This is a genomic window from Alicyclobacillus sp. SO9 (genome assembly GCF_016406125.1).
Taxonomy (GTDB): Bacteria; Bacillota; Bacilli; order Alicyclobacillales; family Alicyclobacillaceae; genus SO9.
Map to the genome: position 1 here is coordinate 3,616,439 of NZ_CP066339.1, position 21,408 is coordinate 3,637,846.

Sequence of the window (21,408 nt, forward strand, 5' to 3'; positions counted from 1 at the left end):
ATCCCATTTCCAAGCCATCGTTCAAACAGGCCGTGTGTAAGCGGCAGAGGCTCCCTCCCGCCCAATACATAAGGAAGAATATCTCGTCTGTGCAATACTGTTCTGTGCGAAGGACTTTGCTGCGGCACTTGCACCGTAGGTCCCGCTTGAACGAACATCCGCATACTGCGAACCATAGCTGTACAACCCTGACTGCTCAAGGTCACCGGCCTCTTGCGTATCCCTGCCACTCGGTCTGCTGTTTGACGGCTCTGATTGATTGTTCTTACCGGGGCCGTTTTCTTCGTCAATCAGCGTTTGCAGTTCATCCTCTAAATTTTGTATCAAACTTTCCGCTTCTTGCAGTCTCTGCTGTAATTGAATTAAGCCTCCAACCACTTCGGGCCCCCCCGTCTACACATCGGATTTTTCATATTTTACATTATTGAAGGAGGCTGTATACATCATTTTTTCCCGCGACTCTCATTGTCTCCAGATGAGCTCTCGGTGTCTGCACTTCGTTCGTATCCTGTATCATGCATTGGATGCATAAAAGGGGCAGGAGGCCTGCCTTCCAGCTTTTCCCGAAACACGTTTTGGCCCGGGTCCGAATCATCGTCTGCCCACTCATCACCCGACATGATAACGGGATCGACATCCTTGCTCCAGTGATCGAGCGGCGTCTCCCTCCATTTTGGCACCTGTTCTCCTTCGTCTCGTTTCGTCACTGTAACACCCCCTTGCCTATATAGTGCTGCACCCAACAAGAGCTATACGTTGCAACTCATAGTTCGTCCCGCCTCCACATATCTATGATTAGTACCTCCTGTACCGTAGCGTTACAGGACGATAAGGGAGCGTTGTCGTATGTACGCTGTACACTACGATCGGCTGTGCGGGTGGATTTTCCTGTTCTTCTCCATCGCAGGATTCAGTTTCGGGCATGTTGGAGAGTATATGCAGCTCAGTCTAGTGGAAGATACTGTATTCCTGATTCTCGGTGTTCTCCTGATTGTTTCAGCCCGATCACGTTACCGCTACGCAGTTGCCGCTGCCTTCAGCTTGGGATTGCTGTGCACCGTTTGGGGACTGTGGGGAACCATTTCTCCTGCCTCAGTCCCTGGCTCCGCCGATCCGCTGGAGAATGCGGTGCGAGTGGTCCTCGGAGCATGGGGAGTGTACACGTCTGCCCAAGACATTCGAGCATGGCGGCGCCTTGGGCGGTCATAAGTCGGACCGAATCGAGCATACTAAAGCCGGAGGCTTGACCTCTACTTATACTCGGTAAGGGGGACGACTGAATGCAACTGAAGGACATTATGACTTCCAACGTGACGTATGTAAGTGAGTCCGATACCCTCGAAAAGGCAGCACAATTAATGCAAAGCATTGACTGTGGTTCTTTGCCAGTTGTGGAAAATGAGAGGATTGTAGGTGTAATCACCGACAGAGATATTGTCATTAAGGGTGTGGCAAAAGGCAAGGCGAATGCTTCCGTAAGAGAATGCATGACGCAACAGCCGGTGACTGGCACACCGAATATGGATGCTCACGAAGCGGCTGATTTAATGTCTCAGCACCAAATTCGCAGACTGCCTGTCACCGACAACTCCGGCAAACTTGTTGGAATTTGCGCAATCGGTGACCTTGCTACCGTTGATATTCACATCAACGAAGCTGGCGATGCCTTGAATAAAATTTCTCAGCGGACCCCTTTGCAGTAAACGCTGCAGCAACGGCAACGACGCTAACCGAGCTATACGGCTGAGAAAAAGGGCTGCTCCTGTTCACTTGCAGTGAACTCAGTGAGCAGCCCTTTTTACGGTTCTAAATGGTATTGCGCTTTTTGCAGGTCCGAATGGTGTAACTGTCAACAAAAGAACCCTGCGAGAGTACGCAGGGTTCTTTTAAGAACATATTTGAAATTATGCGCGGCCTGACATTTGCTGTTCAGCCAACGCCACCAACTTACGAGTAATGTTACCGCCAATCGAACCCGTGTCACGAGTTGTCATGGTTCCCCAATATCCATCAGAGGGAGGAGTGATGCCTAATTCCTGGGCTACTTCATACTTCATCTGGTCAAGAGCTTTCGCAGCGGTTTTGACTACTGGTGTATTGGATTTCTGACCTTGTGCCATGCTATCACCTCCTTGTAAACGTATTATGTCCATGTCCGCAGTTGATACACAGTTACATTTTGCTCTTGTTTACTTATTTTGCCACACGACTAATCGAGATGATTTCGAATGGCATAAATAGCGGCCTGAGTCCGGTCCATCACATCCAGCTTCAAAAACAAGTTTCCTACATGCGTTTTCACCGTCTTAATCCCAATCCCAAGCCAGTCCGCAATTTCTTGATTATTCTTGCCCCTTGCAATGCCCTTCAGAACTTCTCTTTCTCTCGGAGTAAGGTCCTCCCAGACAGGTTTATCTCCTGTTTGCTGCAACTGTCCGATAACCCTTTGCTGCACTTCAGGGTCAAGTACAGATTGACCGCTCGCAGCAAGCCGCACTGCCTCCAGCACCCGGTTTGCGGAACTGGTCTTCAAAATATAGCCAATCGCTCCGGCTCGGAGACTCTGCACCATCTTGGCGTCGTCAAGAGAACTCGTTAAGACAATGACTTTACAGCTCAGCCCTTGGCCGACAATGGCCGCAGTTGCTTCAACGCCGGACATCCCCGGCATTAAGAGGTCCATGACAACCACATCTGGTTTAAGGGATACTGCCAAATCAACGGCTTCCGTACCGTTTTGAGCCTCAGCAATAACCTCTATGTCTGATTCAGTCTGCAAGTAACTTTTGATGCCCATTCTGACAACTTCGTGATCGTCAACCAACAGTACTCGAATCACTGCCGTCTGCCCCCCTTCTGCCCCACAACACGCGGTATAGATACTTGCACTGCTGTACCCTGCTCACGCCTCCACACGTCAAAACTGCCGCCGAGCCCCATGGCTCTTTCCTTCATCGACCGAATCCCGTACGAGTCGCCCTCAGGACTTGGTCTTTCTGTTTCAATTCCAATTCCATCATCCAAGATGGCTAATTCAATCACATCGGCAGTTCCACGCACGGAAACCCGCAAGTTCGACGCCTCAGCGTGCTTTAACACATTCGAAACGGCTTCCTGAAGAATCCTGAACAATTGCTGCTCGATGGCTACAGGAACACTTTCGTTCAGGTCCCAAGTCAGTTCGGTTCGCAGACGATGGCGGTCTGTCACAGCCTCCAAAAACGCCTCTATCGCTTCGTGAAGCGAACGTCCCTCTAGTTCCACGGGGCGCAGATGCAATAGGAGCGCGCGCATCTCCCGTTGAGCCGCATTGGATAGCTCGTTCAGTTTCGCGAGCGTGTTCCCTAACTCTGGAGAATGAGAATCAAAGTATCTCTGCGCGGCAGCAGACAACATCGTGAGCGCAAACAACTGTTGGCTAACGGAATCGTGAAGTTCACGAGCAAGTCGCTGGCGCTCATCCAGTACTGCTACACGTTCAGATTCTGAAGCCAACTGTTTGTTCTCCTCAGCCAGTTCCTGCAGCTTTTGCACGTACGATTGAAGCTGTCGCCCCATACTATTAAACTGTTCTCCCAGTTGGTCAATTTCGTCCCCAGTACCCATAATCGTAATCCTATGGTTCAATCGACCAGACGCCAAAAGCCCTGCTGCTTCCTCAATCTCGTATAAACGCCTTCTGATGAGTTGTGCAAAGAAGTACCCCAACCAAACTGAGACAAGGAGGACTGCAAGCAATGCAACCAATAAACCGACTATGGTGCTTGCCGACAGCACAACGTGAGACATCGTCCCAAGGACAACCCCGACAACGATGGCGGTCAGTACGGTAGAAATCAGTGTAAGATAGATAAACGCTGTTCGAATGGACACGGCTACACCTTCATTATTTGGACGTCTCCGATTTTCAGTTCTATATTTATGAACACCTTGGTATCGGCTTCTTCAAATTCTTCATCCTCATACTCAACGTTCGGATGCATACCCGAGTGGCTTTCGCCAAACATCTTGACGTCCCCAATGTTGATGTCAGACACAATGTGAACGGGTAAGCCATAAGGAACAAGAACCCTGACATCCCCAATCCAACCGCCGATGTTGATGTGATATGTTCCAGATTCAGCACGTGCCGTATTCAAATTCACCCTGACATCCCCCACCCCGTTCCAGAGTGACAGGTCTTTTAACACCCAAGGCTGTTGTCCTACATTCAGGTCCCCGACCCATTTCCGGTTCACCGTGTGCTGCTTCTTGCCGGTATAATCCGTTGCGTCGATAGTAAATGTTCTTTTATCACCGGATTTGCTCCAACTCCGGACAAAGCGATGTTTCTTCCAGTGTTTTGGAAGTACCATTTGCAATCCCACAAATACAATGAACAGACCCCAAAACAAATTCCAACTGCTGGTTCGGTTCAGCGACGGCCACAGTCCCGCATTGCGGACGGCAAGCCCGAGTCCTAATGTGAGTGCAAACACAGACCAGACCGGAAACCGCCTGCTGGTATTACCCACGACACCGAAGAGTCCCACTACTGCCAGAGCGAGGGGCCAAAGTACATCCGGCCGGAGCAGCGCTTGATTGTTAATCCCTACATGCAATTGTTCTAACAAGAACAGTACTCCAATTACAAGAATGAGGATCCCAATCAGTGATGGTCGTTTCATCATCATCGCATCCTTCTTTGTCACTTCAAACAGTCTTTGTCACTTCAAACAGTATTCGTCACTTCTTCGTCACTTCAAACAGTTCCAAAACGGCTTTACAGTCTGCTGCTGCCGTCTCATCGCTGCCTTGACCTTATCGTACTGGGTAAGACAAGGTTCCACAACGGACTCTGATTCCCTTCACACTCAGACTTTAGTCCTAGTCCCTGCCGTGTTATCATATGAAGTGTGTACTAGTGACAAAATTGTGTCACCTGCACATTGCTACTCCAAAACGAAAGGAAGATACATATGCCGCAGGAAAGAGCTAACGCGTTTGACTTTGCTGGAACATCCGTCACTTTAATCGGACCCGAACAAAAACCAGGCAACAAAGCGCCTGATTTTACAGTCATTGCTAACGATAGAAGTCCCGTCACGCTGGCAGATTCCAAAGGGAAAGTCAGAATCATCAGCGTTGTTCCCTCTCTGGATACGGGCGTTTGCGACGCTCAAACCCGTCGTTTTAATGAGGAGGCGGCAAAATTAGGTGAACACATTGTGATTCTCACGATTAGCGCCGACCTTCCCTTCGCACAAAAACGCTGGTGTGGAGCTGTCGGTGTGGATCAGGTCCAAACCCTTTCAGACCATCGTGCCATGTCTTTTGGAGATTCATACGGTACGCACATTAAAGAAGAACGCCTGGAATCGCGCGCAGTTTTTGTGGTCGATTCAAATGACGTAATTCAATACGTTGAATACGTCCCCAGCGCAGGTCAACACCCGAATTACGAATCCGCCTTAGAGGCCGCTAAAAAAGCGAAGTAAGTCAGGATGATAATACGTAAGTAATCCAGGTGCTTGTCTCCCATGTGGGAGACAAGCACCTGTTTTTGCGTACACAAGCAGACACGGAATAACCAAATTGAATTGCGCACACAATAGCCGCAAACTATTTCGAAATGTGAGGGATCATTCGTGAAGACCGGCACAAAGAAATTCGCCTCGCTGTTCTTGCTCACCACATTCTCGATTGCAACAGCGGGTTGCGGCACTCAAATCAGCAACAACGCCACGACAAATACCTCTAACGCAACAGGAGGAGCCAGAGCCAGCAAGACGATTACTATCGCATGGCTCCCGTGGACAGAAGATGTGGCCACAACACACCTGTGGAAAGTCTTGTTAGAACAGAAAGGATACACAGTGAATTTAAAGGAGTTGGATGTGGGTCCGCTTTTATTGGGGTTGTCAAAGGGAGGAGTCGACGCATTCTTTGACCTCTGGCTGCCCGCAGAGCAAAACAATATTAAAAAGTACAAAAGCAACATTTCGTATTTGACAGACTGGTATACCGGCGAGTCCAGTGAAGGGGTTGCAGTACCCAAGTACATGACGAACATCAACACCCCGCAAGAACTTAATGCCCACGCAGCACAATTTAAGCATCGTATCGTTGGCATTGACCCCGGGTCTCAAGAAGAAAACTCGGTGAAAAAAATGGTAAAGGTCTACGGAATGAATCATATTCACGTTCAGGACAGCAGCACGCCGGCCATGCTAACAGCGCTGAAACAGGCAGTAAAAGCCAAAAGACCCATTGCAGTGGTCATGTGGACACCGCACTGGGCCTTTACGAAATACAACCTGAAATACATCAGCGACCCCAAATACATTGTGAAGAGCAAAACCACCAACAAGATACTAGTAGCAGCGAATAAAAAATGGGCTAAGGATAATCCCACTGTCAGCGGCTGGTTTTCCAACTTTAAACTTACTCCTAACCAACTCGCTTCATTAGAGGAATACATGAAGAACACCAAAGATAAGGATTCAGCCGCGAAAAAATGGATAGCAAAGAATCAGTCACTCATCAGCAGTTGGTTTTAGTCCAAAGGCGAACTGTGGGGACCGGTATTTTACCGGGGTTTGCCCTTTTTCTTCCGTTTCGTTGTATTCCTTGGGTCAACCCATAGGGTTGGTCCTGCGGAACCATTTATAGCAGAAGCGTCGTCTGTTTGATCCGCTTCGGCTGCGGCCTCCATCTGCTGACGTATGATATCAGGTTGAAGGGCCATCGTGTCCGCACAGAGACCTCTTCGAAGGCTTTCCAATCGGAGAACGCCATCAGGTGAAATGTTCCCCAGGTTTGCTTTGGAGCCCAGTGTCTGAACGTGATATACCTGCTGCCGATACAGAGGGGCCTCCCAAATGACGTGATTTGCAAGCGGACCCATACCGTCTACGAGAAATTTCGCATCCTGTTCACGTACATAACCGTCTGCGTCATAGATGCCGCAACCGAGACCGGATTCCCGGCCCTCAACAATCACGTAGTCTGCTCCGCTGAGGATGTCGCTGCGCATCAGATGCAATCGCTCAGACATACTTAACTGGTCATCATCTATCTTCTTTCCGACCTCAGTAAGAACGATAAACCCCGCTTCTCTGGCCGAGTGAATCATTTCTCTGCGTGTTCGCACGGGTAATGAAATGGTCCCGTCGGAAATCTCGACTGCCCGCATTCCAGCGTCATAGACAGAGTCAAGATACTGTTCCCATGCACCGTTGGCATAGGCGATTTCAAAAGCAGTTCCGCCTGGGTACAGCAATATATCATATTCTTGGCACAGACTGATTTTATCCTGGATTCTTTCTGAGGGAAGAACTTTTCCACTGCCATAGGCCAGCTTCCAAAAATCCACGTGGTTTGCCGCCAGTTCGAAAATACCTCGCATAGCGGAGATTGGAAGTCCGCTGTCAATGACCATGGTTAACCCGGAAATTCGCGGTTTTTCAACTCTGCCGGGGACAACGTCCTGCAACAGTTCGGTCCAGTAGGGGTGTTCCACGAGCCATCCGCCTCCTGTGATGAATTCATTGCCCACAGTATATGGCGAATGCCCCAAATGCGTGTCGAGCCGAACGAGGCTGCCAAGGCTAATGGACCAGCATCAAGACGGCCGTTACCAGCAACACTGCACCAGACAGCTTGTCCGCTGATACATTCACACGACTGCCGATGAAGCGGCCTATCTCCAGTCCGATGAGTGTCATGCCTAAACTCACAACCCCAAAAATTAAAGCAGCAAGTCCCATTGGCAAAGTCATCATGCCCAGAGCAAAACCCACTGTAAGGTTGTCCAAACTCAGGGCGGCGGCAAGAACCAAGGTGCGAACACCAAGGGTACGAGCAGGCTTTTCATCCTCCCCGTCACCCGATTTCAACAACGAATAAATCCCGACTACGGCGAGGATGAAAATGCCAAAGAATTTTGCCTTGTTTCCGATTAACATTGAGAGGTCGCGTCCTATCCACATCCCCAAAACAGGCATACCTGCCTCGAATACTCCAAATATCAAAGCAATCATAAACTGCCTGGTCCGGGGAATTTGCATTGTGCCAAGTGCAACGGATGCCAAAGCGTTGTTTAACCCCAAAGCCAAACCTAACATACCTAGTTGCCAAATCATGGCGTGAACTCCTTCGTACCCTGGTGTCGCAAACTGAGATGGGATTCATCAATGTGCTTTCATCCTCCCATACTCCAATTCTGGTTGCAACTTACCACCTGAGGACTACAATCTCCCCGACTTGATAATGGACCAGATCAACCAGACTCCCATCAGTACAGCCACCACAATAGCTCCATCGGTGATATGCATAGTAAAACTCGACAAAGCGGGCTTAGACACCGCTGCAGCCAGCACGACCCCTGCAATAAAGATGCTGAGTGACAACAGGATAATGCTAAAGGACAGGCGGTTACTGATTCTGTCCAGTTTCTTCAGTACCTGCTCCAATTCAGGCGCACGTACTCGGATGTCTATTTCTCCCTTTCGCAGGTGTTGACTCAGCTGGCTTAGGGTCTGCGGTACTTCTCCAAGAAAATCCGTTACCTGCAACAGCCGCTCTCCCAGTTTTTTGGCAAGCCGGGCCGGATCAACTTTGTCTTTCAACAGTCTTTTCCCAAAAGGTTCCGCCACATCCATAATACTAAATTCGGGGTCGAGCTCTTCAACAACCCCTTCAATCGTCAACAGGGCCTTGCCCACTAACGTCAAATCTGTCGGAATTCTGATTCCATGCTCATATGCCACGCTAAACATGTCACGGATGGATTCGCCTAAAGATACTTCACTTAATGGAACATCATAGTACCTGTCGCGAAGGTCATCGATATCCCTGGTCAGCTTTGACAAATCTACATCGGAGGGAACGACCCCCATGCGGAATAATGCTCGTACAATTAAGTCAGTGCTCTTTTGCATCAGCGCAATAATAAGTGACGCCAGCTCATCACGCATCTCCTGCGAGAGTTTTCCCACCATTCCAAAGTCCAGGAACAAAATCTGGTGGTCGGGTAAAGCAGCAATGTTGCCGGGGTGCGGGTCTGCATGAAACAAGCCATGCACCAGCAACTGCTCAAATACGGCTTTAGCAGCACGTTCTGCCAGCAAATCACGATTGTAACCTGCTTCTTCAAGCTTATCTACGTTGCTCAGTTTGATGCCCTCTACATATTCCATCACAAGCACCTTTTGCGTCGTATACTCCCAGTAGACCTTTGGAATGTAAACATGGGAGTCCCGCTGAAGGTTCTCTCTCACCTTGTCAGCGTTTCGTCCTTCCTGGACATAGTCCAGTTCTTTGGTGACGGTGCGTGCAAGTTCATCCACCACTTCCGTGACGCGGTAATGGCGCGCTGACTCCACGTGCTTTTCTGCCCGTACAGCGATATCCCTCAAAATCTCCAAATCTGTTTGAATTTGTGTTTCGACACCGGGACGCTGCACCTTTACTGCAACAACTTCACCTGTTTTCAGAACCGCTTGGTGAACCTGCCCCAGACTGGCGGCCGCCAGCGGAGTCTCTTCAAACATCGCAAAGGCTTCTTCAATTGGAGATGATAGTTCGTCTTCAACAATGGACCGTACCCGGTCGAACTCAAATGGGGGAACTTCATCTTGAAGTTTACCCAGCTCCGTTACAATGTTTTTAGGCAATAAATCCGGTCGCAAACTTGCAACTTGTCCAACCTTGACAAACGTAGGACCCAGCCGCTCAAGTACAATCCGCATCCGCTCATGCGTAAGCAGGGTCTCCTGTCGCGACATTCCAACAAAAATACGCCGGGGAAGACGCAGGATGTCTGCTAAGCCAACTCTGTCAATGAACCATGCGAAGCCATTGCTGACAAGCACTCGAGCCACTTCTCGATATCGCTGAAAGTGACGCACGCGTTTCGCAATCATTCCGGAATACCGCCTTTCCCTGCCTTCACGCAATATAGCCTGTCTTTTCTCCATTGTACCGCACGTCCCTCTCTGACTGTACCCATTCCCAACGTATTGATGCCTGTCAAGAAAAATTCTCAATCATGAGAGGTTTTTTTGATGCATAATAGAATCGTCTAATAACTGAAAGTGCTTTCAAATCCGACAGAATGGGGTGGCGCGGTTGCCGACACAAAACTTTGGATTAAGTTTGATTTTTCGCTTGGAGCTGGATCATTCGAAAATCAGCTTCGACAAATTAGCAGGACTCATTGCGGGGTGGGGCGGCGATGTCATTGCACTGGATATGATACGTGCTGGGAAGAACACATCAACGCGCGATGTCACCATCAATGTACCTGACCGAGACCACGGAGTAGACATGGTGACGAAACTTGAAAACTACAACGGGGTTCGAGTCATTAACGTTTCCGACAGAACGTTTCTGGTGCACCTCGGCGGAAAAATTGAGGTGACGCCAAAGACCTCTGTCAAGAATCGAGACGACCTGTCGCGTGTTTACACGCCCCATGTAGCCCGGGTCTGCGAAGCCATCCGTGATGACCAGTCCAAGGCACATCAACTGACCATTAAGCGAAACACTGTTGCGGTGGTCTCGGACGGAACGGCTGTACTCGGTCTTAAGGACATTGGTCCCTACGCTGCGATGCCTGTAATGGAAGGCAAGGCAATGCTGTTTAAGCACTTCGCAAACGTCGACGCGTTTCCAATTTGTCTCGATACGAAAGACCCCGATGAGATTGTGCGAACAGTGAAGAACATTGCTCCTGGCTTTGGAGGCATCAATCTGGAAGACATCTCTTCTCCCCGATGCTTCGAAATTGAAGACCGTTTACGAAAGGAATTGGATATTCCTGTATTCCACGACGACCAACACGGTACAGCGGTCGTTCTCCTTGCAGGTTTAATCAACGCCCTTCGCTTAGTCGACAAAAAGATGGAGGACTTGAAGGTCGTTATTATGGGGATTGGTGCTGCCGGCATTGCTTGTACAAAGATGTTGCAGGCGGCGGGTGTGAAAAACATTCTCGGTGTGACGCGCCACGGAATTCTGCACAAGGACGGCACCTATGAAAATCCAATGTGGACGTGGGAAGCACAAAATACCAATCCGTTCGGTGAAACTGGGATGCTTGAAGATGCTATGAAGGGGACCGATGTGTTTGTGGGACTGTCGGGTCCCAACGTGCTAAAGGTCGATTATGTAAAAACGATGGCCCGCGATCCCATTGTGTTTGCCATGGCCAATCCAACGCCTGAAATCCAACCGGAAGAAGCGGAGCCTTATGTCCGCGTAATGGCGACAGGGCGTTCCGACTACCCGAACCAAATTAACAATGTCCTGTGTTTCCCTGGCATTTTCAAAGGCGCCTTAGCAGCCCGCGCACACACGATTAACGAAGAGATGAAATTGGCCGCGGCACAGGCCATTGCGTCGGTCGTAACGGAGGATGAACTGTCTGAGACCTACATCATCCCTTCTGTCTTTAACTCAAAAGTCGTCGAGGCCGTGTCGCACAATGTGATGCAGGCTGCATACGACAGCGGGGTTGCGAGACGGGATTCTCATGACTTTGGGTCGAAAGACAATTTTTAAGTCAAACACAACCTGACTGAATGAACGCTGCAGCAGCAGTCTGTAACTCACAAGCACAAGGACAGGGTAAGTTCCCCGTCCTTTTGTTTTTTTAGACCTGTCTCTCTACACTCTTATCGCTGTCCGATATCTAGCAATTAGCGTACCAATATTGACATATGTCGTTATTTTAAGAATAATATATTAACTTGTTTTATGCATCGAGGAGGAATTTTTCCATGACCGTTGCTTCGTCCAATCCGAAAAATGCCTGGCCGGGTTTACTCCACAAATATGCAGAGTGGTTGCCAATTAACGAAAGTACTCCAAGGCTTACGCTTTGTGAGGGAAATACACCGCTGATACCGTCAGAGGTAATCGGCCCCCAAGTTGGGGCCCGTCTGTACTTTAAGTTTGAAGGGGCAAACCCAACGGGATCATTCAAGGACAGAGGCATGGTTCTTGCTGTAGCCAAGGCCGTCGAGGAAGGGAGCAAAGCCGTTATCTGCGCCTCGACAGGTAATACGTCTGCTTCTGCAGCAGCATACGCAGTGAGAGCAGGCGTCAAGGCCGTCGTTATTATTCCAGAAGGCAAAATCGCATTGGGTAAGCTCGCTCAAGCAAAAATGTACGGTGCAGAAATTGTGTCTATTCGAGGCAATTTTGACGAGGCACTCGAAATGGTTAGAAGCTTGTCAGAGTTACTGCCGCTGACAGTGGTCAACTCAATCAACCCATACCGGCTCCAAGGACAGCAAACGGCCGCCTTTGAGGTCTGCGATGCACTGGGTCACGCACCTGACAAACTATGTATTCCTGTCGGGAACGCAGGGAATATCAGCGCTTACTGGATGGGATTCTCGCATTACCATGAATCCGGAAAAACTGACAGCCGGCCGCGAATGTTCGGCTTTGAAGCCGAAGGTGCAGCCGCGCTCGTCTACGGACACAAAATCGACAATCCGGAAACCTTCGCTACGGCTATTCGCATCGGAAACCCTGCGTCAGGTGACTTGGCCTTGGCCGCGGCAAAAGAGTCTAAAGGTGAAATCCAAGCCGTTTCCGACGAGCAGCTTGCAGAGGCCTACACACTGCTTGCACAGGAAGGGATCTTTGCCGAGCCCGGTTCGGCAGCGTCTGTAGCTGGACTCCTCCAATTGAGTCGGCAGGGCAAGGTTGTAGAAGGGGAGGAAATTGTCTGTGTGCTGACGGGAAACGGCCTGAAAGACCCTGATTCTGCCATCCGCTTAAGCCGCGGCAATCCACACAGCGTCGATGCGGACACTGAGGAAGTACGGCAGCTGCTGGAGCAGTGGCTATGATGCCAAAGTTCAGCGTAGACATTGCTGCCACCAGTGCGAACTTGGGGCCGGGTTTTGACTGCATGGGCTTGGCCATCAATCGCTACAACCGCTTCACCATCACACCGGATGAAATGTTCTCCATCAATGCCAAAGGACCTGCGGCCCCTGCCATTCCAAGAACGAAAGATAACTTGGTGGTGCAGGGCCTCGAACTCCTGCTCCATCACGTTGGTGCCGTACAAACCCCAAGGCGATGGCGTATCGACATCCAGGCAGACATTCCCGCAGGCTCAGGGCTCGGGTCCAGTGCGTCAGCCATCGCGGGCGGAATGTTGTTGGGAAATGAAATGGTGGGATATTATGAGCCGCGCCGGCAGATGTCTCGCTGGGAAGTGGTTCAGCTTGCCACAGCAATGGAGGGGCACCCGGATAACGTCACGCCAGCGTTGCTTGGAGGGGCATGGTTAAGCGTATACGAGGAGCACAAGCTCCAATCCTTCGCACTGTCACTCCCAGAAAACCTTGTTTTTGCTGTCGGAACCCCACAAATCCATGTGTCGACAGACGAATCGCGCAAGGCCTTGTCGGCTTTAGTGCCGCGCCATGACGCTATCTATAATACTGCACAAGCTGCTCGACTCGTCTTAGCCCTGGAGCGACGCGACTTGTCTCTGCTTCGAGACGCTTTTGGCGATAAGATTCACGAGCCATACCGAACACCCTCGCTGCCCTATTATAAGGAAGTCGTTGCAGCCGTCCTTGATGCAGGAGCCATCACCGTTACGCTGAGCGGCTCAGGTCCCACGCTGCTGGTTTGGTGCGACAGCTCAGAGAGTGCAGAATGTGCTGCCGAGGCCATGCAGCAAGTGTGGTCAGAGCATAGTGTGGCTGCAGTCTGCAATACGGCCCTCCCGGACAGGACAGAGCCCGCAGTGTACCGATTAGATGATTCAAGGGAGGCAGATGCATGAATTTGGCAATTGGTTTGTTAGGATGCGGTACTGTTGGTCAGGGTGTGGTACAGTTGGCGCAAAAACGTGCAGATATGATTCGTAATTTAACAGGAACAAGACCTGTGATCCGCAAAGTCCTCGTACAAAACCCGAACAAAAAGCGAGCCATTGAAGCAACCACCTTCACGTACACGACAAGGCCCGAGGACATTCTGCATGACTCGGACATACGAATTGTCGTTGAAGTCATGGGTGGTGTAGAACATACAAAGGACCTTATTCTCGAAGCCTTGCGCTCTGGTAAACACGTAGTGACTGCCAACAAGGATTTGATGGCAGTACACGGCCCTGAGATTTTGAAAACAGCTGAAGAAAACAATGTTGAAATTCTATACGAGGCTTCTGTAGGCGGAGCTATTCCTTTAATTCGACCCTTAAAGGACTCATTGACTGCAAATGAAATTACTGGATTGAAAGGAATCATCAACGGTACGACCAACTATATTCTCACCCAAATGACGCAAACCGGAGCCAGTTTTGCAGAGGCGCTGAAGGAAGCGCAGGACCTTGGCTTTGCGGAAGCCGACCCGACTTCCGATGTGGACGGGCTTGACGCAGCACGAAAATTAACGATTTTGGCCTCGTTGGCGTTTTACGCAAGGGTTCGCCTGGACGAAGTCGAAGTGCAGGGAATTCGCTCTATTACTGCTCGGGATGTGCAGTACGCTGCAAAACTAGGCACTGTGATTAAGCTGGTCGCAGTCGGAAGCGACAAAAGTGGTCATTTGTCTCTGTCAGTCAGGCCCGCTCTCATCCCAAAGCAGCATCCATTGTCACAGGTATCGGGGTCATTTAACGCGCTCTATGTGGAGGCAGACGCAGCGGGAGACCTCATGTTTTACGGACGCGGTGCAGGGTCCCTGCCTACTGCGAGTGCAGTCATGGGCGATGTGATATCCCTTATGAAGGACATCCAAATTGGTGTGTCCGGCAGAAGCGCCCATATGTACATGCCAGCAAAGCATATAGATGTTTCTTCAAGTACGCCCATGCGGCACTACATCCGGCTGACAGTAACAGATGAGCCCGGCGTTTTTGCGCGAATCGCCTCTGGGTTTGCACAAGCGAACGTCAGTATGGAAACGGTACTTCAGCAGTTATTAGAAGATGCGACAGCCGAAATTGTGATTGTGACCCACGCTGTCGAGCACACAGCCCTGCGGAAAGCACTGCAATCGCTGGAGTCTTTGACCAGTGTCCAAAAGATTCACAATGTACTGCCCGTGGAATCTAATCCTGTGTAAGCCAAACCTGCCGTATTCCCAGCATTCACGCAAGTATTAACAGAAAATTTACCAACTATAAATATTTCCTGAAGATTTCCTTTACAATGACCCGCTATTTATAGAGTAGCAAGATTACTTTGTCCAGGAGGGGATGTTCAGTGAAATCGAAGCTCAAAACCCGTAAGTTCATGACCTCATTGTTGGTGTTATCCACAGCTGCAGCTGTCATGGGTGTTGGTGCCATGTCACCGAAAAATGTCTTTGCAGAGTCAAATACACCTGCCAAAAGCTTTTTCAGGAATCCCCATTCCAAAATCAAACATGTCGTATACATTATTATGGATAACGTCCATCAGAGTGATATCCAACAAATGCCGGACGTCATGAAATTTCTTCACCAAGGCACTCTGTTCACCAATGACCATACAGTTCTGGATTCTCATACCCAGGATGGAATGCTGTCTGATATGTCAGGCAAATACCCCAGTAAAACCGGTGTCATTGACCAAGGTTTTTTTGAAAGAACTAAGTCCGGGCTAAAATATAGCAGTTTCGCATATTGGAACAGTGCTGATGCGGATGGGTACCATCATGTCACGGCCGCACCAAACTGGACTGCATTTAACCAACACGGGTTGAATGTGGGGGCTGTCGGTGCACCGGACATGGAACTGGAAAGCACCAAAGAAGTGACTTCAAAGATGATGACCGCCTCTGACCAAAACAAGAGTGATTACTTGGGTGTCTCCGTACACCATTCCAACGGAACTACAACCTTCGGGTCCCCCAATCTGCCTTATGTATATAACGCTGCTTCTTGGTCTCAATCAAACAAGACGTTAGGGGCTTTTCCCGGCTGGAGTGACAAGACAAACTTGAGTTGGTCCCTGCAAGCGACGTACGAGATGCAAACGCACGGCGTACCCGTTACATTCACATATCTGCATGACGCGCATCAAGTCAATGGAAAGCAGGCGCTTCCTGGAACGTACAAAGCCACTTTAAAGAACTACGATAACGCACTAAAACAATTCTTCACGAAAATGAATCAAGCGGGACTCAATCGGACGAACACCCTGTTTGTGATGACCACAGATGAAGGCGATCATCTGATGCCAAAAGGTGAACTTACAACGAACTTGACCGCGTGGTTGGCAAACAACTCCTTAAACCAGCAGAGTGCGAGTAGTATTACGGTTTACGGGGACAGCGGAGCATTGGTTTATTTAAAGAATAAGAGTGAGTTACCAAAGACCTTGGCTTCTCTCACAGCAGTTCCTGGTTGGAACTATGTTGCCGACCCGACGGAACTGCAGGCGTTGCACATGAGCGTCTCGGCTGCACCGGACCGTAACCCTTCCTTTGTCTTATTCAGCAAACCGAACGTCTACTATGGCTACAAAGGACCAAAGACGTGGAGCTATAACTCCAATTATCTCTGGAATCACGGCACTGTCAGCCCTGACATTCTCCACATTTGGGCGGGCATGGTGGGACCTGGCATAAAAGCGGAGCACACCTCCAACCAATGGATTGACCACACCGACATCATGCCAACCATCTTTAGCCTGCTTGGATACAATCTTAGCAAACAGTCCTTTGACGGGGTACCGGCAGTCAGCGGTTTAACACCGCAAAACAGACCAAGATTTGGATACTGGGGAATTCAACGAGCAGAGACCGTGTTTAAGCAGCTAAATGCTCCAGTCGGAACATTTGGACTAGATACGCTGAAACTGTCGACGGACGCTTCCGTGAATGCCACCAACTCCACTGGAAAGCAACTCAACCAAGAGATTCAAAACCTCACAAACGTGCGTAATCGAGCTGCTTCCAAACTACAGGCGGACATCCTCTCCGCGTTCCAAGGACGCCCAGTGTCGTACCGGCAATTGGCTGCTGACACAGAGGCTGCGCAAAAGATTTTGAAGACGGTAGCGAAAGATACCCAGAGTCAATAGGCCGTCAAGTAACAACTGACCGCAAAACAGCCAAGCGGCAGCCATGTAACACATGGCTGCCGCTTCTCTTGGCTTCACATTCACGGTAGTCCACCGCTTCTACGAATGGAGCAGTTGATACGAAGCTCTCTTACTCTGTTCGTACGCCTTAATCGCTTCGTCATACTGAAGTGTGAGTCCGATGTCGTCCAAGCCTTTGAGCATCATACTGCGACGATGAGGATCAACCGTAAAAGACGAAACAAGCCCATCCTTATCTGTAATCTGCTCCTTCTCCAAATCCACCGTAAGCCCATATTTACCCTGAGCACTTTTTGCAAACAGAGAATTAACAATCTCCGCCGGCAACTGAATCGGTAAGATCCCATTCTTAAAACAGTTATTGTAAAAAATGTCCGCAAACGACGGCGCAATCACCACATGGAAACCGTAGTCCTGTATGGCCCAAGCTGCATGCTCCCGTGAAGATCCGCAACCGAAATTGTCTTTCGCCAGCAGAATCGTAGCCCCTTTGAATTGAGGCTGATTCAGTTCAAATTCCGGATTCTCGTTTCCTTTTTCGTCATAGCGCCAATCGTAAAACAGAAACTGACCAAATCCAGTGCGCTCAATGCGTTTTAGGAACTGCTTCGGAATAATCTGGTCTGTATCGACATTCACACGGTCAAATGCTGCGACCGTACCCTTATGCTGTGTGAACGGCTCCACGCGCGTCGCCTCCCTCAACTTCATTCAACCATGTACGTACATCTACAAAGTGACCAGCTACAGCCGCTGCTGCAGCCATTGCAGGGCTGACAAGATGTGTCCGCGAACCGCGACCTTGCCGGCCTTCAAAGTTCCGGTTGCTTGTGGAGGCACAGCGCTCACCCGCGGGAATCATATCTGGGTTCATGGCCAGACACATGCTGCAACCAGGTTCGCGCCACTCAAATCCTGCTTCCGTGAAAATTTTATCGAGGCCTTCCGCTTCCGCCTGTTCTTTGACCCGCTTCGATCCCGGTACAACCAAAGCCCGCACAGACGCTTTCACCTTGTGACCCGGCAGTACCTTTGCGGCCGCGCGCAGGTCCTCAATGCGGCCGTTTGTACACGACCCGATAAAGACATGCTGAATATCAATGTCCTCCATCTTCATACCGGGCTCAATGCCCATGTACGCATAAGCCTGCTGACCCGCCTTTTTGTCGGTTTCTGAAGCCAGACTTTCCAATGTCGGCACAGTACCCTTTACACCCGTACACATCCCAGGATTGGTTCCCCATGTAACTTGGGGTTCCAGCTCTGAAACATCGACTACAATGGTCTTGTCGTAGACTGCGTCCTCATCTGCGGCCAGAGCCCTCCAAGCCGCCACGCATTCCTCAAAGGCTTCTCCCTTTGGTGCATAGCGGCGGTCCCGAACGTATTCAAAAGTCGTCTCATCCGGCTGAACCAGTCCTGCTCTCGCTCCGCCTTCGATGGCCATGTTGCACATCGTCATACGTTGTTCCATCGTCATCTGCGCCACAGCTTCACCGGAGAACTCAACAGCGTAACCCGTGCCGAAGCCCACACCGTATGTACCAATTACGTGCAGAATTGCGTCTTTCGAACTCACCCCAAAAGGCAGACTCCCTCTAAACTCAACTTTCATGGTCTTTGGACGTTTCTGCCAAAGGCATTGTGTAGCCAGTACGTGCTCTACTTCGCTGGTCCCGATGCCAAATGCAATCGCACCGAACGCCCCATGTGTTGACGTGTGACTATCCCCGCAGACAATGGTTTTCCCGGGCAAAGTCAAGCCCAGTTCTGGACCAATGACGTGTACAATGCCCTGGTCTTCGCTGTCCAAATCCGCTAAGCGAATCCCGAATTCCTCACAGTTTTGCACCAGGGTTTCAATCTGCTTTTTAGCAATGGGATCGCGGACGTTTTTCGGATCCAATGTAGGCACATTGTGGTCCATTGTGGCAAAAGTCTGTTCCGGCTGCCTGACCGTGCGATGGGACAATCGAAGGCCCTCAAAGGCCTGCGGTGACGTGACTTCGTGTACCATTTGTAGGTCTATATAGATGAGTGATTGACCGTTTTGTTCAGCAACCACATGCTGTTCCCAAATCTTATCGAACAGTGTTTTTGCTCCCAATGGGCTCCCTCCTCTTCACATTGTTCTTGATTTGCTCGCTAATTTCTCGTGTGGACAGATAGCTTTCCCCAGGACCTGCCAAATCAGCCGTTCGCATGCCCTCTGTGATGACATCCGATACAGCCTGTTCTACTGCGTCAGCCGCTTCATCCATGCCAAAGGAATGCCGAAGCATCATAGCAGTGGACAAAAAAGTAGCCATTGGATTGGCCAGCCCCTTACCTGCAATGTCCGGCGCCGTTCCGTGCACGGGTTCATAGAGGCCTACTCCATTCGCTCCCAGGCTAGCCGACGGAAGCATCCCCAACGATCCCGTAACAACAGCCGACTCATCACTCAAAATGTCGCCAAACAGGTTTTCGGTCACCACTACGTCAAATTGCCCCGGTGACTTGACTATCTGCATGGCACAGTTGTCAACCAACAAGTGAGATAATTCAACATCGGCATACTCAGAGGACAGGCGCTGTGCAATCTCACGCCACATGCGGCTGCTTTCAAGGACGTTGGCCTTGTCAACGGACGTTAATCGTCCTCCCCGCTTCTGCGCTAACTCAAAACCGACCCGAAGAATCCGCTCAATCTCTTTCTCCGAATAACGCAGTGTGTCCACTACTTCAGGTCCATCGGGCCCGTTGCGGCGCTCTTTGGGTTCACCAAAGTACAGGCCGCCGGTCAATTCGCGGACAATGACGAAGTCTACGCCGTCAACAACTTCCGGCTTCAGCGGTGATGCTGCCGACAGCTCAGGAAAAACTTTGATGGGACGCAGATTGGCAAACACTTGAAGCGCTTTTCGAATTCCGAGCAATCCAGTTTCAGGACGGCGTTCCCTGGGCTCGTTGTCCCATTTGGGGCCGCCTACAGCCCCTAATAGCACCGCATCGCTGGCACGGCACAGTTCAACAGTTGCGTCCGGAAGGGGCGTTCCGTGTACGTCCACTGCGTTGCCGCCAATATCCCCGTAGTTGAACTCAAATTCGGCACCAAACTGTTTCCCAACTGTTTCAAGCAATTCCACTGCTTCAATTGTGATTTCCGCACCAATTCCGTCACCTGGCAGTACGGCAACCCTTTTATTCATGCAATTCCACTCCTATATTTCTATTTGAGGACAACTGGTCAATTTAGACTTCCTTATCTGCTTGACTTCCTAGACTTCCTTAACTGCTTGTTTGACGCCTCCCATAGGTTTCTTAATGAATGGCATCTTTTCACGCAACTGTCTTCCTACCACTTCAATTGAATGCTCATCGTGACGACGTTTGATAGCGTTAAACATCGGTCTGTCGACCTGATTTTCGAGCACCCAACCCTTAGCAAAACTGCCGTCTTGAATTTCGCTGAGAATCTTCTTCATTTCCTGCTTCGTTTCATCAGTGACAATCCTAGAACTGGCCATGTAACTGCCCCATTCTGCAGTGTCAGAAATGGAGTAACGCATGTTCTCCAAGCCACCTTCGTAAATCAAGTCGACGATGAGTTTCATTTCGTGCAAACATTCGAAATAGGCCACTTCAGGTTGGTACCCTGCAGCAGTCAGCGTTTCAAAACCTGCTTGAATCAGCCCGCTTAATCCGCCGCACAGCACGGCTTGCTCGCCAAACAAATCCGTCTCCGTTTCTTCCTGGAATGTCGTTTCCATCACAGCAGCCCGCGCCGCCCCAATCCCTTTCGCGTAAGCCATAGCGATTTCTCTGGCTTGACCGCTCGCATCCTGTTCTACGGCAAACAAGGAAGGCACTCCCCCGCCTTCCAGATACACCCGCCGTACCAAGTGTCCTGGACCTTTCGGGGCAACCATAAATACATCAATGCCTGCCGGCGCCTTGACTTGGCTGAAATGTACGTTGAACCCGTGACCAAATCCAATCGCTTTCCCCGGTGCCAAATTGGGCTCAATCTCATTGCGATAAACAGAAGGTTGCCGTTCGTCGGGCAGGAGAATCATAATGACGTCTGCAAGTGCAGTGGCTTCAGACACAGAGTAAACAGTGAATCCGTCTTCCTCTGCCTGGTTCCAGGAACGACCTTTCCGAAGACCAACCACAACCTTTATGCCTTCCTCGCGCAGATTCTGCGCATGCGCATGGCCCTGAGACCCGTATCCTATGACGGCCACCGTTTTCTCTTGCAATACATTCAAGGAAATATCGTTGTCATAATACATTTGCACCATCTAATATCCAACTCCTTTTAAGTCTGCCTAATTATGAAAAAGACGGGGAATGTTACTGCAGAGCCAGCCTTTAG

22 protein-coding genes are annotated in these 21,408 nt (G+C 50.1%); 9 read left to right on the forward strand and 13 right to left on the reverse strand.

Going from position 1 to position 21,408, the window contains the following annotated elements:
* Positions 1 to 21: 21 nt before the first annotated feature.
* Positions 22 to 378: a hypothetical protein gene (locus GI364_RS17015; RefSeq protein WP_198850424.1), complete on the reverse strand. Its 357-nt coding sequence runs from the start codon at positions 376 to 378 to the stop codon at positions 22 to 24.
* A 65-nt stretch (positions 379 to 443) separates the two neighbouring features.
* Positions 444 to 707 carry a DUF3905 domain-containing protein gene (locus tag GI364_RS17020; protein ID WP_198850425.1) on the reverse strand — a complete coding sequence of 88 codons (264 nt, stop codon included), beginning with the start codon at positions 705 to 707 and terminating at the stop codon, positions 444 to 446.
* Between the two features lie 139 nt (positions 708 to 846).
* Between GI364_RS17020 and GI364_RS17025 the strand changes: the two genes are divergently transcribed.
* Complete coding sequence (locus tag GI364_RS17025) at positions 847 to 1,209, forward strand: hypothetical protein (RefSeq protein WP_198850426.1); 363 nt, start codon at positions 847 to 849, stop codon at positions 1,207 to 1,209.
* A gap of 71 nt (positions 1,210 to 1,280) precedes the next feature.
* Positions 1,281 to 1,703 carry a CBS domain-containing protein gene (locus GI364_RS17030; protein WP_198850427.1) on the forward strand — a complete coding sequence of 141 codons (423 nt, stop codon included), beginning with the start codon at positions 1,281 to 1,283 and terminating at the stop codon, positions 1,701 to 1,703.
* A 201-nt stretch (positions 1,704 to 1,904) separates the two neighbouring features.
* Here GI364_RS17030 and GI364_RS17035 read toward each other — a convergent pair whose 3' ends face one another.
* From GI364_RS17035 to liaF, 4 genes are all read right to left on the reverse strand, one after another.
* Complete coding sequence (locus tag GI364_RS17035) at positions 1,905 to 2,120, reverse strand: alpha/beta-type small acid-soluble spore protein (RefSeq protein ID WP_198850428.1); 216 nt, start codon at positions 2,118 to 2,120, stop codon at positions 1,905 to 1,907.
* Positions 2,121 to 2,209: 89 nt separating this feature from the next.
* Entirely contained in the window at positions 2,210 to 2,839 is a 630-nt protein-coding gene (locus GI364_RS17040; protein WP_198850429.1) for a response regulator, read from the reverse strand.
* Positions 2,836 to 3,873: a sensor histidine kinase gene (locus GI364_RS17045; protein ID WP_198850430.1), complete on the reverse strand. Its 1,038-nt coding sequence runs from the start codon at positions 3,871 to 3,873 to the stop codon at positions 2,836 to 2,838. Before GI364_RS17045 ends, GI364_RS17040 begins: the two co-directional genes overlap by 4 nt.
* A gap of 2 nt (positions 3,874 to 3,875) precedes the next feature.
* Entirely contained in the window at positions 3,876 to 4,673 is a 798-nt protein-coding gene (gene liaF / locus GI364_RS17050) for a cell wall-active antibiotics response protein LiaF (protein ID WP_198850431.1), read from the reverse strand.
* Positions 4,674 to 4,958: 285 nt separating this feature from the next.
* Here liaF and tpx point away from each other — a divergent pair, with 285 nt between their 5' ends.
* Positions 4,959 to 5,477: a thiol peroxidase gene (gene tpx, locus GI364_RS17055; protein ID WP_198850432.1), complete on the forward strand. Its 519-nt coding sequence runs from the start codon at positions 4,959 to 4,961 to the stop codon at positions 5,475 to 5,477.
* Positions 5,478 to 5,627: 150 nt separating this feature from the next.
* On the forward strand, positions 5,628 to 6,539 hold the full coding sequence (locus tag GI364_RS17060; RefSeq protein WP_198850433.1) for a glycine betaine ABC transporter substrate-binding protein: 912 nt from the start codon (positions 5,628 to 5,630) through the stop codon (positions 6,537 to 6,539).
* 29 nt (positions 6,540 to 6,568) lie between these two features.
* On the opposite strand, the gene GI364_RS17065 is transcribed toward GI364_RS17060, so the two are convergent.
* The 3 genes from GI364_RS17065 to GI364_RS17075 all read right to left on the reverse strand — a co-directional run bounded on the left by GI364_RS17065 (position 6,569) and on the right by GI364_RS17075 (position 9,959).
* Positions 6,569 to 7,501, reverse strand: coding sequence for a phosphosulfolactate synthase (locus GI364_RS17065; protein ID WP_198850434.1), 933 nt, complete (start codon positions 7,499 to 7,501; stop codon positions 6,569 to 6,571).
* Positions 7,502 to 7,589: 88 nt separating this feature from the next.
* The gene (locus GI364_RS17070) at positions 7,590 to 8,123 is read right to left on the reverse strand and encodes a manganese efflux pump MntP (protein WP_198850435.1); all 534 of its coding nucleotides are present in this window, start codon (positions 8,121 to 8,123) and stop codon (positions 7,590 to 7,592) included.
* Positions 8,124 to 8,228: 105 nt separating this feature from the next.
* Complete coding sequence (locus GI364_RS17075; RefSeq protein ID WP_198850436.1) at positions 8,229 to 9,959, reverse strand: ABC1 kinase family protein; 1,731 nt, start codon at positions 9,957 to 9,959, stop codon at positions 8,229 to 8,231.
* A gap of 151 nt (positions 9,960 to 10,110) precedes the next feature.
* On the opposite strand from GI364_RS17075, the gene GI364_RS17080 reads away from it, so the two are divergent.
* The 5 genes from GI364_RS17080 (at position 10,111) to GI364_RS17100 (ending at position 17,027) form a co-directional block, all read left to right on the forward strand.
* On the forward strand, positions 10,111 to 11,544 hold the full coding sequence (locus GI364_RS17080) for an NAD-dependent malic enzyme (RefSeq protein ID WP_198850437.1): 1,434 nt from the start codon (positions 10,111 to 10,113) through the stop codon (positions 11,542 to 11,544).
* A 218-nt stretch (positions 11,545 to 11,762) separates the two neighbouring features.
* Positions 11,763 to 12,845 (forward strand): threonine synthase, encoded by a 1,083-nt coding sequence (thrC, locus tag GI364_RS17085; RefSeq protein WP_198850438.1) that lies wholly within the window; start codon positions 11,763 to 11,765, stop codon positions 12,843 to 12,845.
* Positions 12,842 to 13,798, forward strand: a complete 957-nt coding sequence (gene thrB, locus GI364_RS17090) for a homoserine kinase (RefSeq protein ID WP_198850439.1) — start codon at positions 12,842 to 12,844, stop codon at positions 13,796 to 13,798. Before thrC ends, thrB begins: the two co-directional genes overlap by 4 nt.
* On the forward strand, positions 13,795 to 15,084 hold the full coding sequence (locus GI364_RS17095) for a homoserine dehydrogenase (protein WP_198850440.1): 1,290 nt from the start codon (positions 13,795 to 13,797) through the stop codon (positions 15,082 to 15,084). The genes thrB and GI364_RS17095 overlap by 4 nt, the downstream gene beginning before the upstream one ends.
* A 140-nt stretch (positions 15,085 to 15,224) precedes the next feature.
* Positions 15,225 to 17,027 carry an alkaline phosphatase family protein gene (locus tag GI364_RS17100; protein WP_198850441.1) on the forward strand — a complete coding sequence of 601 codons (1,803 nt, stop codon included), beginning with the start codon at positions 15,225 to 15,227 and terminating at the stop codon, positions 17,025 to 17,027.
* A gap of 99 nt (positions 17,028 to 17,126) precedes the next feature.
* Here GI364_RS17100 and leuD read toward each other — a convergent pair whose 3' ends face one another.
* The 4 genes from leuD to ilvC all read right to left on the reverse strand — a co-directional run bounded on the left by leuD (position 17,127) and on the right by ilvC (position 21,334).
* Entirely contained in the window at positions 17,127 to 17,735 is a 609-nt protein-coding gene (leuD, locus tag GI364_RS17105; protein WP_198850442.1) for a 3-isopropylmalate dehydratase small subunit, read from the reverse strand.
* A complete protein-coding gene (gene leuC, locus GI364_RS17110; RefSeq protein ID WP_198850443.1) occupies positions 17,713 to 19,155 on the reverse strand; it encodes a 3-isopropylmalate dehydratase large subunit in 1,443 nt (480 codons plus the stop codon). Before leuC ends, leuD begins: the two co-directional genes overlap by 23 nt.
* Positions 19,130 to 20,239, reverse strand: a complete 1,110-nt coding sequence (gene leuB / locus GI364_RS17115) for a 3-isopropylmalate dehydrogenase (RefSeq protein ID WP_198850444.1) — start codon at positions 20,237 to 20,239, stop codon at positions 19,130 to 19,132. Before leuB ends, leuC begins: the two co-directional genes overlap by 26 nt.
* A 69-nt stretch (positions 20,240 to 20,308) precedes the next feature.
* Complete coding sequence (gene ilvC, locus GI364_RS17120; protein ID WP_198850445.1) at positions 20,309 to 21,334, reverse strand: ketol-acid reductoisomerase; 1,026 nt, start codon at positions 21,332 to 21,334, stop codon at positions 20,309 to 20,311.
* Positions 21,335 to 21,408 lie beyond the last annotated feature (74 nt).

Excerpts from the sequence above, each read along its gene's own strand:
- GI364_RS17025 (WP_198850426.1), top strand. The coding sequence starts at position 847 with ATGTACGCTGTACACTACGATCGGCTGTGCGGGTGGATTTTCCTGTTC.
- GI364_RS17030 (WP_198850427.1), top strand. The coding sequence starts at position 1,281 with ATGCAACTGAAGGACATTATGACTTCCAACGTGACGTATGTAAGTGAG.
- GI364_RS17035 (WP_198850428.1), bottom strand. The coding sequence starts at position 2,120 with ATGGCACAAGGTCAGAAATCCAATACACCAGTAGTCAAAACCGCTGCG.
- liaF (WP_198850431.1), bottom strand. The coding sequence starts at position 4,673 with ATGATGATGAAACGACCATCACTGATTGGGATCCTCATTCTTGTAATT.
- tpx (WP_198850432.1), top strand. The coding sequence starts at position 4,959 with ATGCCGCAGGAAAGAGCTAACGCGTTTGACTTTGCTGGAACATCCGTC.
- GI364_RS17070 (WP_198850435.1), bottom strand. The coding sequence starts at position 8,123 with ATGATTTGGCAACTAGGTATGTTAGGTTTGGCTTTGGGGTTAAACAAC.
- GI364_RS17075 (WP_198850436.1), bottom strand. The coding sequence starts at position 9,959 with ATGGAGAAAAGACAGGCTATATTGCGTGAAGGCAGGGAAAGGCGGTAT.
- thrC (WP_198850438.1), top strand. The coding sequence starts at position 11,763 with ATGACCGTTGCTTCGTCCAATCCGAAAAATGCCTGGCCGGGTTTACTC.
- thrB (WP_198850439.1), top strand. The coding sequence starts at position 12,842 with ATGATGCCAAAGTTCAGCGTAGACATTGCTGCCACCAGTGCGAACTTG.
- GI364_RS17095 (WP_198850440.1), top strand. The coding sequence starts at position 13,795 with ATGAATTTGGCAATTGGTTTGTTAGGATGCGGTACTGTTGGTCAGGGT.
- leuB (WP_198850444.1), bottom strand. The coding sequence starts at position 20,239 with ATGAATAAAAGGGTTGCCGTACTGCCAGGTGACGGAATTGGTGCGGAA.
- ilvC (WP_198850445.1), bottom strand. The coding sequence starts at position 21,334 with ATGGTGCAAATGTATTATGACAACGATATTTCCTTGAATGTATTGCAA.